This is a genomic window from Streptomyces subrutilus, assembly GCF_001746425.1.
Taxonomy (GTDB): domain Bacteria; phylum Actinomycetota; class Actinomycetes; order Streptomycetales; family Streptomycetaceae; genus Streptomyces; species Streptomyces subrutilus_A.
The window spans coordinates 1,828,021-1,840,606 of the sequence record NZ_MEHK01000001.1 but is presented as its reverse complement, the minus strand read 5'-3'; the positions used below and the strand labels follow the sequence as shown (position 1 = coordinate 1,840,606).

The window sequence follows — 12,586 nt, the reverse complement described above, 5'->3', positions numbered from 1 at the left end:
CTGGGCCGCGGCTGCGGGCTGGGCCTCCCGCGGGGGCGTGGCTCCCGGTCCGGGTGTGGCTTCGGGCGCGGGCACGGTACCCGAGGCGGGCTGGGCCGCGGCTGCGGGCTGGGCTTCCCGTGCGGGCGCGGCTTCCAGCCCCGGTGTGGCTTCCGGTGCGGGCGTGGCTTCCGGTGCGGGCGTGGGCTCCGGTGGAGTTGTGGTTTGTCTGCGGATGGGGGCCGCCGGCGGGGGGCCGGTCGGAGGGCCGGAGTATGCCGGGGTGCTGGCGCTGCTCGGCGGTATCACCCCGGCCGTGCAGGCCCTGCCGCCCGACGGGGCCCTCGCCGATGTCCGGGCCGCGCTGCGCTACTTCGGCTGCGACGCCGACCGGCTGGCCGCCGTGATCCGGGTGCGGGCCCTCGCCCTGCACGGCGTGGACTGCACCGTCGGCGTGGCCGGCAACCCGATGCTGGCCCGGGCGGCGGCCCGCGAGGCTCCGCCCGGGGGGACCCTGGTGATCCCCGACGATCCCGCCGCCGTCCGCGCGTTCCTGGCCCGCAAGCCCGTCACCGCCCTCGACGGAGTCGGCCCCAAGGCCGCCCGCACCCTGTGCTCCTACGGCCTCGACTCCGTCGGCCGGGTCGCCGCCGCCCCGCCCGCCGCCCTGCGGCGGATCCTCGGCGCCCGCCTCGGCCGCGAGGTGCAGGAGCGCGCCCTCGGCATCGACCGGACCCCCGTCCGGCCCGGCGCGGCCGCCCACGCCCTCGCCGCCGAGCGCGCCTTCGACCGGGACGAGCTGGATCCCGCACGGCACCGGCGGGCCCTGCTCTCGCTGGCCGACGAGCTCGGCACGAAGCTCCGTACGCTTCGTACACAAGAAGGGGGCCGGGGCCAGGTCTGCCGCACCCTCTCGCTCACCGTCCGCTGCGCCGACCGCACCACGCTCACCCGGACCCGCACCCTCACCGAGCCCACCGCGCACTCCGCCACCTTGACCGCCACGGCCTACGCCCTCTACGAGGGCCTCGGCCTGCAGCGGGCCCGCGTCCGCGCCCTGTCCCTGCGCGCGGAGGGGCTGACCCCGGCCGAACGGGCCGCGCGGCAGCTCAGCCTGGACCCCGAGGACGAGAAGGCCCGCCGCCTGGAGGCCGTCACGGACCGCGTCCGCGCCCGGTTCGGGCCGCACGCCATCGCCCGAGGCACGCTCGCGGCCTGAGCGACGGTCGAACACCGCACGACCCGCGAGTTTTTACCGACGCGTAACTTCCCTGTCTTGCTACTCACCCGTAATTTGGCGGCAGCAGCGCCCCTTTGTGATCCGGATCACGGGACGAACCCCCACGCCTCATCCCCTTGAGCCGACCCGCAAGGAGATCACCCGATGCTGCCCTGGAGACGCCTGCTCCGCCCGCTGGCCGTCCTCGTCCTCACCGCCGCCGCACTCGTCGCCCCCACCGGCGCCGCCCAGGCCGCGTCCGCCCCCAGCAGCGGCTGGAACAACTGGTCCTGCAAACCGTCCGCCGCGCATCCGCGCCCCGTCGTCCTCGTGCACGGGACCTTCGGCAACTCCGTGGACAACTGGCTCGGCCTCGCGCCGTACCTCGTGCACCGCGGCTACTGCGTCTACTCGCTCGACTACGGGCAACTGCCCGGCGTGCCCTTCTTCCACGGGCTCGGGCCCGTCGACAAGTCCGCCGAACAGCTCGACGTCTTCGTCGACAGGGTGCTCGCCGCCACCGGCTCCGCCGAGACCGACATCATCGGGCACTCGCAGGGCGGCATGATGCCGCGCTACTACCTGAAGTTCCTCGGCGGCGCCGAGAAGGTCAACGCGCTGGTCGGGCTCGCCCCCGACAACCACGGCACCACCCTGCTCGGCTTCACCAAGCTCCTCCCGTACTTCCCCGGGGCCGAGCACCTGGTCAGCACCGCGACCCCGGGCCTCGCCGACCAGATCGCCGGATCCGCCTTCCTGCAGAAGCTCAACGCGGGCGGGGACACCGTGCCCGGGGTGCAGTACACGGTCATCGCCACCCAGTACGACCAGGTGGTCACGCCCTACCGCAGCGGGTTCCTGGAGGGGGCGAACGTCAAGAACGTCGTCCTGCAGGACCTGTGCGCCCTGGACTTCTCGGAGCACGTCGCCATCGGGCTCACCGACCGGATCGCCTGGCACGAGGCCCTGAACGCCCTCGATCCCGCGCACGCCGAACGGACCACGTGCGCATCGGTCTTCGACTGACGCACACGCGGCCCGCGGCTTGTCCGACCGTATGACCTAGTGCTGTGACCGGGAAGGTTCGCCGGGTTGAGCGGTCAGGCCGCGGAGGGTAGGGGTCTGCCGCCCCAGCGGATACCTCTTTCGCTGCGGATTCGGGCGCGTTCGCGTCGTTGGGCGGCAAGGACGTCGGGATGGCGGGCGTTCTTGTTGCGCCAGCGCAGGTAGGCGTGCAGGGCCCGGGTCTGGACGGTGTGGTTGGGGTGGTTCGAGTTGGCCAGGGTGAACTGCCGTAGCGGTCCGAAGTGGGCTTCGATCGGGTTGGCCCAGGAAGCGTAGGTCGGGGTGAAGCACAGCTCGACCTTGTTGCGAGCCGCCCACCTGCGGATTTTCCAGTTGAGGTGGGCGGAGAGGTTGTCGAGGATCACGTAGATCGGGGCGCCGTCCGGGCGGGCGGCACGGATCGTTCTCAACGCGGTCCAGGTGTGGTCGATGCCCTTGCGGCGCCGGTTGATCCCCCACATCTGGTCGTCGCCGACCGAGTAGCAGCCGTGGAAGTAGGTGATTCCGTGGGTGCGCCGATAGGTGGCCGGCAGGCGGTCGGGCCGGGTCTGCCCGGCCCAGCAGGAGCCAGCGGTGGGGCGAATGCCCAAAGGCCCGAACTCGTCGAACGCGAACGTGCGGTCCGGCCGCTCGTTGATCGCGTACTCGATCCGGGCGAGCTTCGCGTCGAAGGCCTCATCCGGGGACTCCTTCCAGGTCTTCGTGCGCTGGAAGGAGATCCCGCGGCGGGCCAGTAAGCACCGCAGTGCCTCCCGGCCGATCCGGACGGGCCGGGCAGTGTTCCTGCGCAGGTGATCGGCGAGCTTTCGGATCGACCAGCGGGTGAAGGGCTTGCCCAGCACGGTCGGACGAGTAGTGGCCGTCTGGACGACGAAGTCCTCGTCGTCACGATCGAGAAGGCGGGGACGGCCTCCCGCCCACCGAGGGTTCAGGCATGCGAGCCCGATCTCGTTGAACGTGTGGATCACATCGCGGACGGTGTCCTCGTCCGCCTGGACCAGGCGGCCTATGACCGGGACCGTGCTGCCGCCGGCCGAAGCCAGCAGCATCATCGCCCGCCGAAACCGCACTGAACTCGTGCTGCCCCGCCGGACGATGTGCTGGAGTTTCTGGCCCTCCTGCTCCGTCAGCCCGCGAACCCGGACCGGTTTCGCCATCCCGCCTCCCCACGCTGCTTGGAGAACTCATTTCCAACCAGCACCAGGAACAACCCGGCGAACCTTCCCGGTCACAGCACTAGCGGCCGTGCCGGCCCGTCGCCGCACGACGGCGGGCCAGAGCGAACAGCACGGCCGCACCCGTGGCCAGCACACCGGCGCCACCGATCGCGATCGCGGGGGTGGCGCTGCTGCCGCCCGTCTCCGCGAGGTTCCCGCCCTGCGGAGCCGGGGCCTGAGCCGGGATCGAGGACACCGGGGCCGCGGCCGCGGCCGCGTTCCCGTTCGTCTTCGGGTCGTTGTCGCCGTGGCCGTTGTGCTCCACGCTGGACTTGCCGGAGCCGTCGGCGATCTGCTGGTCCGTCGGGGCCGAGGGGGCCTCGGTGGGCGCCTCGGACGGCGTGGCGGCGTCGCTGGGCTTGGCGCTCGGCTTGCTGCTGGGCTTGCCGCTCGGCTTGGGGGCCGAACCGCCGTTGTCCTTCCCGAAGACCACGTCGGAGCAGGTGTAGAAGGCCTCCGGGCTGTCCGAGCGCTGCCAGATGCTGTAGATCAGGTGGCGGCCGGACTTGTTGGGGACGGTCCCGGAGAACACGTAGTCGCCGTTCCGCATCCCCGGGTCCGTGACCTTCGCGAACGGGGCGGGCTCCAGGTCCGACCACGCCAGCGGCTTCGCCGGGTCGTACCCGTCCTTCGTCACGTACAGCTCGAAGGAACCCCGGTGGGGGGCCGTCCCCTTGTAGCGGAAGGTGTGCGCGCCCGCCTTCATCGGGCTCGCCGGCCAGTCGGCGCGCGCCAGGTCCAGGCCCTGGTACTTGTCGTTGCCCGCCGAGCAGAGTTGGCCGTTGGGGATCAGCGACCGGTGGTTGCCGGCCGCGTTGGCGATGTTCACCGCGTTCCAGTCGTAGAACGCCTGCGCCCCGCTCGCCGCGACCGCCGCCTTGCACGCCCCGGACCGCGGGGACTCCGGGCCCTCCGCGTAGCACGCCGCGACCCGGCTGACGGGGTCCGTCATCGAGCCGTGGGCGACCGCGGGAGCGGCGGCGTACGCGGCGACCGCGAGCGGCGCGAGGCCGGCGGAGGCGATACGGAGCAGCGTCACGGTACGGCGGCGTGCGGACATGGTGGATCTCCTTCGGGCACAAGGCAGGGGCGCGCCAGCGGAACCGGAATCGGGCCCTGCGGCGCCGCCCCCCGGCGGCGCCACATCGGGCCCTTCCTGTCCTGGCCCCGCCAAACTAGCCCCGCAGGCCCCCGGTTTCTCCCGGATAGGCCCCCACGAGGTGATCCTTAGGCTCCGCTTAAGGAAGCGCTAAGCGGGACCTACAGAAACCCCATCCCCGGCCTGGCCGTGCCCCTCAGGCGAGGAGCGCGGGGAGGCCCGCGGGGGTTCTGGCCTGGTCGTCCAGGGCGTCGAGGGCGCGGATGGCCTGGGCGGCGGCCTCCGGGTCGCTCGTGGTCAGGCCGCTCTCGGCGAACTCGTCCTCGTCCAGCCGCAGTACGGAGGAGCCGTCCGCCGAGACCCACAGGTCGAGGTCCAGGTCCTCCACGAGGATCTCTCCGCTGCGGACCAGGGCCGGGCGGGTGACGTCGCAGTACCAGCCCTTCAGGACGCCGTCGCCGCTCCACACCTCCTTGACCGCGTACCAGCGGGTCCGCCAGAAGTGCTCGACGAACACGTCGCCCGGCTCGAAGCGCACGAAGCCGAAGTCGCGCACGCCCTCGGCCGCCCAGGGGGCCCGTACCGAGATCCGGTCGCCGTCGTCGGCGACCCGCGCCGCCGGGTAGCGGATCCTGGTCCGGCCGGCCTTGGTCAGAACGACGGTCAGCTGCTCGGTCACGCTGTCTCCAGTTTCCTCGTGTAGCGCGTCTCGCTCGCGCAGATCTCGTAGCCGAACCACTTGTTGACGGCGAGCATCGGCTCGTTGCCCGCGTCGTTGCCGGTGAACGCCTCGGTGTACCCGGCCGCGCGGGCCCGGCGCAGCGAGTCCGTCTTGGCGAGCTTGGCCAGGCCCCGGCCGCGGAAGGCCCGGCGGGTGCCGGTCATCGCCGTGGCGTAGCGGGTGGCGCCGTCGGTCCGGGCCGCGGTGAAGGCCGCCACCACGCCGTCGACGAGGACGACGGTGGTCAGCTCCTTGTCGAGGTCCGGGCTGCGCCAGGTGTGCGCGAGCCACTCCTCGTAGTCGTCGAACTCGACGGCCACGTCGCCGGGTTCGTCGGCGGTCGTCTCCGCGTCGGCCTCGAAGAGCGGGCGCGGGTCGGCGGCGAAGGCCGTGGCGGGGCGCAGCTCGACCCCGGCCGGGAGGGTCTGCGGCAGCGGGGGCAGGGTGCCCGCCGCCAGGTCCAGGCGCAGGAAGTGCGCGGACCGGCTGGGACGGTAGCCGCGGCGCTCGGCGAAGGCGCGGTGGGCCGGGCCGTCGAGGACCCAGGCGTACGTATCCACCGCGCCGTGGGAGGCGAGGTGCGCCTCGGCCGTGCGCAGCAGCAGGCTGCCGGCGCCGAGGCCGCGGTGGGCCGGGTCGACGTAGGCGTTGACGTACGACTGGCCCGGCTCGGGGCTGTCGTGGGCGATGCCGACCTGGGCGGTGCCGATGACGTGCCCGTCGGCGGTGTGTGCGAGGAGGAGGCGGAAGTGCGCGTCCGGATGGGCCGAGTCGGCCTCGAAGGCGACGCCCTCGGCGGTGGTGATCAGGAAGGGCAGGGCCGCGCGGCGAACCCGTACGACGGACTCCGCGTCCGCGGGGTCGTTCGGGCGGAGGTCGCGGATCAGAACGGTCATGGGGCCGACGCTACGGGCGGACGCGCGCCGGGCGCCTCCCAATTATCCGGCGGCGGGCGGCGATGGGGGACAATCGGGCCCGTGACCTCGACGAACCTGAAGATCACCATCAACGCGGCGGCGGGCTCGGCCGCGCCGTACGAACAGCTGCGCGCGCAGATCGCCGACCGGGCCCGGTCGGGCAGGCTGCCGGCGGGCTACAAACTGCCGACGGTACGGGGGCTGGCGGAGGAGCTGGGCCTCGCGGCCAACACGGTGGCGAAGGCGTACCGGGCGCTCGAGGCGGACGGGGTGATCGAGACGCGGGGCCGGAACGGGACGTTCGTCGCCGCGGGGGAGGGGGAGTCGCGCGAGGCAGTGGCCGCCGCGCAGGCGTTCGCGGAGCGGGTGCGGAGGCTGGGGCTGACGGAGGCCGAGGCGCTGGCCGCCGCCACCGAAGCCCTGCGGGCCCGCTACACCACCGACTAGCCCCCGCGCCCCGGCCCCCGCGCCCCGGCCCGCCGCCCCGGGCTCCGCCCAGCCCCGCGCCTCAAGCGCCGCCGGGGCTGGAGTGCCGGGGTTCCGGTCCGGTCCCCCCGCCTCAAACGCCGACGGGGCTCAGAGATCGGGGCTCCGCCCCGGACCCCGCGCCTCAAACGCCGGCGGGGCTCAGAGATCGGGGCTCCGCCCCGGACCCCGCGCCGCAAACGCCGGCGGGGCTGGGGGTGGCGGCGGGGCTGGAGTGCCGGGGTTCCGGTCCGGGGCCGGTTACAGGTAGAGGCCCGCCTCTGAGGTGTGGGGCTGGGGTGGGAGGACCGCCGCCGGGCCCGTGCCCCGCCGGAGGGCGAAGAGTTCGGCCAGGCTCGCGCCCTCGCGGGACACGCCCTCGTCCGTGCCCAGCCAGTCCACCGCCTCGCGATGGGTCAGCCGGCCCACCTCGATGCGGGCCAGGCAGCGCCCCGGCCGGACCACCGCCGGGTGGAGCCGTTCGAGGTCCTCGTTCGTCGTGACGCCGACCAGGACGTTGCGGCCCTGACCCAGCAGACCGTCCGTCAGGTTCAGCAGCCGGGAGAGGGCCTGGCCCGCCGTGTGCCGCGCCTCGCCGCGGATCAGCTCGTCGCAGTCCTCCAGGAGCAGCAGCCGCCAGCGGCCCTTGGCCGTGCCCTCCTCCTCGCCGATCGCGATGTCCATCAGGTAGCCCACGTCGTTGAACAGCCGCTCCGGGTCCAGTACGCAGTCCACCTGGCACCAGTCCCGCCAGGACCGGGCCAGCGTGCGCAGCGCCGAGGTCTTGCCCGTGCCCGGCGGGCCGTGCAGCAGGAGCAGCCGGCCCGCGATGTCGTCCGGGGTCACCTTCATCAGCCGGTCCATCGCCCCGGCGACCGCCGCCGTGTAGTTGGGCCGGACCTCCGCCCAGGTGCCGGCCGCGATCTGGCGGGTCGTCCGGTACGGGCCGCGGCGCGGGGAGACGTACCAGAACCCCATCGTGACGTTCTCCGGCTGCGGTTCGGGGTCGTCCTGCGCCCCTTCCGTGGCCCGGCTGAGCACCCCGGCGGCGAGCTCGTCGCTGACCGCCGTCACCGTGACGTCCGCGCCCCGGCTCCACCGGGAGACGAGCATGGTCCAGCCCTCGCCCTCGGCGAGCGTGGCGCTGCGGTCGCTGTCGCGCGCCGAGCGCAGCACGCTGGCCTCGGGCGGCAGCAGGCCGGCGCCCGGCCTGACCCGGTCGATCGACACGCTGTGCGAGAACGGCTGCTCGCCGGACGCGAACCGGCCGAGGAACAGCGCATCGACGACGTCCGACGGCGAATCGCTGTCGTCGACATTGAGCCGGATCGGCAGCGCGTCATGCGGGTTGGCTGGCATGGCGCCCATGATCCGGCACACCGTGCCCCCGTGCACCCGTGTTTCGCCGGATCCAGTGGCCGGGGTGCTTCTTCAAACACTTCGGCGGTGAAGATTCGGCCAGCAACTCTGCGCCGAAAATTCTTGGCATGAACACTTCCAGCCATCCCCGGCTCCTTGTACCACGGACTCAGGAGTAACCCCCACAAGGAGCCGCACACATGAGCATGAAGATGCCACGTTTCGCCGCGCTCGCCTCCACCCTGTTACTGGCCGCCGGCGCCGCCCTGTTCGGGGCGGGCCAGGCGGCGGCCGCCCCCCAGGCCGACTTCGGATACGTCGCCCTCGGCGACTCCTACTCCTCCGGCGTCGGCGCCGGCAACTACGACAGCGGGAGCGGCGCCTGCAAGCGCACCCCCCGTGCCTATCCGGCCCTGTGGGCCGCGTCCCATGCTCCGCAGACCTTCTCCTTCGTCGCATGCTCCGGCGCCCGCACGAACGACGTGCTCGCCGGCCAGCTCGCCCCGCTGAACTCCGGCACCGACCTGGTCAGCATCACCATCGGCGGCAACGACGCCGGATTCTCCGACGTCATGACGACCTGTGTGCTCCAGTCGGAGGCCACCTGCGTCAGCCGCGTCAACGAGGCCAAGGCGTACGTGAACTCCACCCTCCCCGCCCGCCTCGACCAGGTCTACAACGCCATCGAGAGCCGCTCCCCGAACGCCCGCGTCGTCGTCCTCGGCTATCCCCGCTTCTACAAGCTGAACGGCACCTGCACCACCGGCCTGACCGAGGGCGAGCGCGCCGCCATCAACGGCGCGGCCGACCACCTCAACGCCGCCATCGCCAAGCGCGCCGCCGACCACGGGTTCGCCTTCGCCTCCGTCGCCGGAGCCTTCACGGGCCACGAGATCTGCTCCGGCAGCCCGTGGCTGCACAGCGTCAACTGGCTCAACATCGGCGAGTCCTACCACCCCACCGCCGCCGGACAGTCCGGCGGCTACCTGCCCGTCTTCACCAACGCCGCCTGACCTGCTAGGCACCGGCGGACGGTTCCGCCGTCGGCTCGTCCTGCGGACTCGGTGACGTGCTCGCGCCAGGGGAGGGGGCCCCGCTCGTCGGGGCCCCCTCCTCGCACGTCACGGAGGTGGCGACCCACTGCGTGGCCACATCGGCCGGTCCCCGCACCTCCAGCCGGACCGCGTCCTCGTACCCCCCGCCCGGCGCGTGCGTCAGCTCGGTGTGCTCCAGCCGCCGGCTCCTCGGCCCGCCCTCCTCGTACGAGAGGAACTGCCAGCCGGGACCGGAGGTCTGCCCGCTGCGCGTGGCCCACCGGTACGCCAGCCGGACCGGAAGCCGCTCCACCTCCACCGTGGCGGTGAAGGAGGGCGCACGCTCCGCGGGCGGCGGGCAGCTGCCGCTGTACGAGGCGCGCACGGTGTCCACGTACACCGAGACGTGCTGCTCCGGTCCGGCGGAAGTCGAAGCCGAAGCCGAAGCGGAGGGCGGGGCCGAGGGGGACGGGGGAGCGGAGGCCGGGGTGGTGGCGGGCCCGGCGGTGGCGGTCGAGCCCGCCGGCCCGGCTCCGCCGCCGCCCTCCTTCTGCCCGAGGTCCTTCAGCAGCAGCCAGCCCAGCACGGCCAGCGCCACCAGCACCACCACGATCCCGACGGTGAGCACCGCCCCGGCCCGGCCCTCGCGCCGCGCCTGCCCGGGAGCGGCCGCGGCCATCGGCGGCGTGAGTTCCCCGTACGGCCCGCGGTCCGGCCCGCCGTGCGGTACGGGCCGCGCCTCCCGGCCGTGGTCCCGCCGGTGGTGCTGCGCGACGGCCGTCGGCGCGGCCGGCCCCGACACCGGCCCTCCCGAGGCCCGTACGGCGCCGCCCGCGCCCACCACCCGCAGCATCCGGGCCGCCTCCGCCGCGGGGAGCCGCTCGGCCGGGTCCTTCCGCAGCAGCCCCTCCAGTACGGGCTCCAGCGGCCCGGCCCGGCGCGCCGGCGGCAACGGCGCGTCCACCACCGCCCGCAGGGTGTCCACCGGCGTCTCCTGCCGGAACGGCGAGACCCCCTCCACGGCCGCGTACAGCATGATCCCGAGCGACCACAGATCCGACTCCGGCCCCGGCTCGCGCCCCAACGCCCGCTCCGGTGCGAGGAATTCGGGGGAGCCGACCACCTCGCCCGTCATGGTGATCGCGGAGGAGCCCTCCAGGCTCGCGATCCCGAAGTCGCTCAGCACCACCCGGCCGTCGTTGGCGATCAGCACGTTCGCGGGCTTCACGTCCCGGTGCAGCACCCCCGCCTCGTGCGCCGAGCGCAGCGCGGCCAGCACCTGCTCCCCGAGGTGCGCCGCGCGCTGAGGGGACATCGGCCCCTCGGCCTCCAGTACGTCGGCCAGCGAGAGCCCGCGCACCAGCTCCATCACGATCCAGGGCCGGCCGTCCTCGGAGGCCACGTCGTAGACCGTGACGACCCCCCGGTGCGACACCCGGGCCGCGGCCCAGGCCTCCCGCTCCAGCCGCCGGTACATCCGCTGGAGTTCGGCGGGCTCCAGCCCGGCGGGCGCCCGCACCTCCTTGACGGCGACCTCGCGGGCCAGCACCTCGTCCCGGGCCCGCCACACGATGCCCATTCCGCCCCGGCCGAGGGGATCCAACAGGCGGTAACGGCCCGCGATGACACGATCGGGGCTCGATTCCCCGTCCACACCGGCCACATTCCGACTCACACGAGCCCCCACGGGTCACCAGGCGATCACTCCAAGTTAGCGCAGTGTGCCCGAAGCGGCCCCCGTCGTGACGTGACTCGCGGACAGGCCCGCCGAAATCGGCGCGCCTGTGCGGAGAGTAACTGGCAACTGCGCTGAGTAATCGTCAACTCCCCGTACTCATAGGGGTAATTCACACCACCGGGATACCCGAGGGCGACGCGGGGACGATAGGGTTAACCTGCCCGGGCCGGGTGCCCTCGTACGGGTGGGGAGAGAACATGGAACAGATAGCAATGCGCAGCAGGCCGCCCCGCGTGCCTGCCATCACCTGCGGCAGCGGTGCGACCAGCTCGCGCCTCGACCGCCATCTCGCCGTGCTGGGCGGACCTGCCGTCCCGCACCGGGAGACGGCCGAGGCGACCCTGCTGATGCGCGAGCTCACGTCCCGCGACCACACGCACCGCCTGCGGAGCCGGAGCGCGCGCGTCTCGCTCTTCGCGCCGCTGCGCCGTCTGCGTCGCACGCTCTTCGGCAGCCGCCGCTCGTAACAGTCTCCGTCCCGCGGCCTTCCCTTCGGCTCGGCTCCGGCTCCCCGGCCCTACGCCACGACACCCTCCCGGCGCAGTTCCGAGATCTGTGCGTCCGTCATCCCCAGGGCGCGCAGCAGGGTCTCGGTGTGTTCACCCAGCGCGGGCACCGCACCCATGTGCGGTCCCGCGCCGCCCGGCAGTCCGATCGGCGGGAGCAGGGCCCGCAGCGGACCGGCCGGTGATCCCACCTCCCGCCAGCGGTCGCGGGCCGCCAGCTGCGGGTGGCCGGCCAGCTGGGCCACCGAGTTCAGCCGCGCGCAGGCGATGCCCGCCGCCTCCAGCCGCCCGATCGCCTCGTCCGCGCCCAGCCGGCCCAGGGCCCGCGCCACCACCGCGTCCGTCTTCTCCCGGTTGCCGGTGCGGGCCGCGTTCGTCGCGTATCCGGGATCCTCCGCCAACTCGGGCCGCTCCAGCACCTGTTGCGCGAGCCGCCGCCACTCCCGGTCGTTCTGCACCGACAACAGGACCCGGTCGCCGTCGGCCGTCGCGTAGGAGTCGTACGGCGCGATCACCGCGTGGGCGAGACCCGTCCGTACGGGCTGCTCGCCGCCGTGCATCGTGTGGTGCAGCGGATGCCCCATCCACTCGGCGAGCGCGTCCAGCATGGACACCTCCACCCGGCCCCCGCGCCCGGTGACACCGCGGCGCAGCAGGGCCGCGAGCACCCCCGAGAAGGCGTACATGGCCGCCGCGATGTCGGCCGCCGGGATCCCCGCCTTGACGGGCTGCTCCGGAGTGCCGGTGACCGAGACCAGGCCCGTCTCGCACTGCACGAGCATGTCGTAGGCGCGCTTGTGGGCGTACGGGCCTTCGGCGCCGTAGCCGGAGACGTCCACGGCGACCAGCCGCGGGTAGCGGGCGCACAGCGCGGCCGAATCGAGCCCGAGCCGGGCCGCCGCGCCCTGCGCGAGGTTCTGCACGAACACGTCGGCGCCGGCCAGCAGTCCGTGCAGGACCTCCAGGCCGCGCGGGTCCTTCAGGTCGAGCGCGAGCGACTCCTTGCCGCGGTTGGCCCACACGAAGTGCGAGGCGAGGCCGTGCGCGGTGGTGTCGTAGCCGCGCGCGAAGTCGCCGCCGTCGGGGCGCTCGACCTTGATCACCCGGGCGCCGAGGTCGGCGAGCTGGCGGGTGGCGAAGGGGGCCGAGACGGCCTGTTCGACGGCGACGACGGTGATGCCGGCGAGGGGGAGGGGCTCGGGCGGGGGAGCTGCGCTTTCGGTGTCCATGGCACCGATGCCTATCCCGTCGGGCCCCGTCCTGTCAC

General features: G+C 73.6%; 12 protein-coding genes. 5 read left to right on the top strand and 7 right to left on the bottom strand.

The genetic code is table 11. The features are described from left to right. Positions 1-214: 214 nt before the first annotated feature. Together BGK67_RS09315 and BGK67_RS09310 are read left to right on the top strand one after the other, a co-directional pair. Positions 215-1,198, top strand: coding sequence for a DNA polymerase Y family protein (locus BGK67_RS09315; protein ID WP_079154098.1), 984 nt, complete (start codon positions 215-217; stop codon positions 1,196-1,198). 165 nt (positions 1,199-1,363) lie between these two features. Continuing rightward, positions 1,364-2,224, top strand: coding sequence for an esterase/lipase family protein (locus BGK67_RS09310; RefSeq protein ID WP_069919634.1), 861 nt, complete (start codon positions 1,364-1,366; stop codon positions 2,222-2,224). A 74-nt stretch (positions 2,225-2,298) separates the two neighbouring features. Here BGK67_RS09310 and BGK67_RS09305 read toward each other — a convergent pair whose 3' ends face one another. The 4 genes from BGK67_RS09305 to BGK67_RS09290 all read right to left on the bottom strand — a co-directional run bounded on the left by BGK67_RS09305 (position 2,299) and on the right by BGK67_RS09290 (position 6,196). Next, a complete protein-coding gene (locus BGK67_RS09305; protein ID WP_069919633.1) occupies positions 2,299-3,420 on the bottom strand; it encodes an IS630 family transposase in 1,122 nt (373 codons plus the stop codon). A 79-nt stretch (positions 3,421-3,499) separates the two neighbouring features. Next, entirely contained in the window at positions 3,500-4,540 is a 1,041-nt protein-coding gene (locus tag BGK67_RS09300) for a lytic polysaccharide monooxygenase (RefSeq protein ID WP_069919632.1), read from the bottom strand. Between the two features lie 235 nt (positions 4,541-4,775). After that, entirely contained in the window at positions 4,776-5,258 is a 483-nt protein-coding gene (locus BGK67_RS09295; protein WP_069919631.1) for a ribonuclease FAU-1 family protein, read from the bottom strand. Continuing rightward, positions 5,255-6,196: a GNAT family N-acetyltransferase gene (locus BGK67_RS09290; RefSeq protein ID WP_069919630.1), complete on the bottom strand. Its 942-nt coding sequence runs from the start codon at positions 6,194-6,196 to the stop codon at positions 5,255-5,257. Before BGK67_RS09290 ends, BGK67_RS09295 begins: the two co-directional genes overlap by 4 nt. 81 nt (positions 6,197-6,277) lie before the next feature. Here BGK67_RS09290 and BGK67_RS09285 point away from each other — a divergent pair, with 81 nt between their 5' ends. Then, entirely contained in the window at positions 6,278-6,664 is a 387-nt protein-coding gene (locus BGK67_RS09285; protein WP_069919629.1) for a GntR family transcriptional regulator, read from the top strand. Positions 6,665-6,943: 279 nt separating this feature from the next. On the opposite strand, the gene BGK67_RS09280 is transcribed toward BGK67_RS09285, so the two are convergent. Next, positions 6,944-8,041 carry a DUF5925 domain-containing protein gene (locus BGK67_RS09280; protein ID WP_244291180.1) on the bottom strand — a complete coding sequence of 366 codons (1,098 nt, stop codon included), beginning with the start codon at positions 8,039-8,041 and terminating at the stop codon, positions 6,944-6,946. A gap of 206 nt (positions 8,042-8,247) precedes the next feature. On the opposite strand from BGK67_RS09280, the gene BGK67_RS09275 reads away from it, so the two are divergent. Continuing rightward, positions 8,248-9,054 (top strand): SGNH/GDSL hydrolase family protein, encoded by an 807-nt coding sequence (locus tag BGK67_RS09275; RefSeq protein WP_069923733.1) that lies wholly within the window; start codon positions 8,248-8,250, stop codon positions 9,052-9,054. A 4-nt stretch (positions 9,055-9,058) separates the two neighbouring features. Here BGK67_RS09275 and BGK67_RS09270 read toward each other — a convergent pair whose 3' ends face one another. After that, entirely contained in the window at positions 9,059-10,729 is a 1,671-nt protein-coding gene (locus BGK67_RS09270; protein WP_069919627.1) for a serine/threonine-protein kinase, read from the bottom strand. Positions 10,730-11,010: 281 nt separating this feature from the next. Here BGK67_RS09270 and BGK67_RS09265 point away from each other — a divergent pair, with 281 nt between their 5' ends. Continuing rightward, positions 11,011-11,280, top strand: a complete 270-nt coding sequence (locus tag BGK67_RS09265) for a hypothetical protein (RefSeq protein ID WP_030720225.1) — start codon at positions 11,011-11,013, stop codon at positions 11,278-11,280. Between the two features lie 50 nt (positions 11,281-11,330). Here BGK67_RS09265 and BGK67_RS09260 read toward each other — a convergent pair whose 3' ends face one another. Next, the gene (locus BGK67_RS09260) at positions 11,331-12,548 is read right to left on the bottom strand and encodes a CaiB/BaiF CoA transferase family protein (protein ID WP_069919626.1); all 1,218 of its coding nucleotides are present in this window, start codon (positions 12,546-12,548) and stop codon (positions 11,331-11,333) included. Between the last annotated feature and the right edge of the window lie 38 nt (positions 12,549-12,586).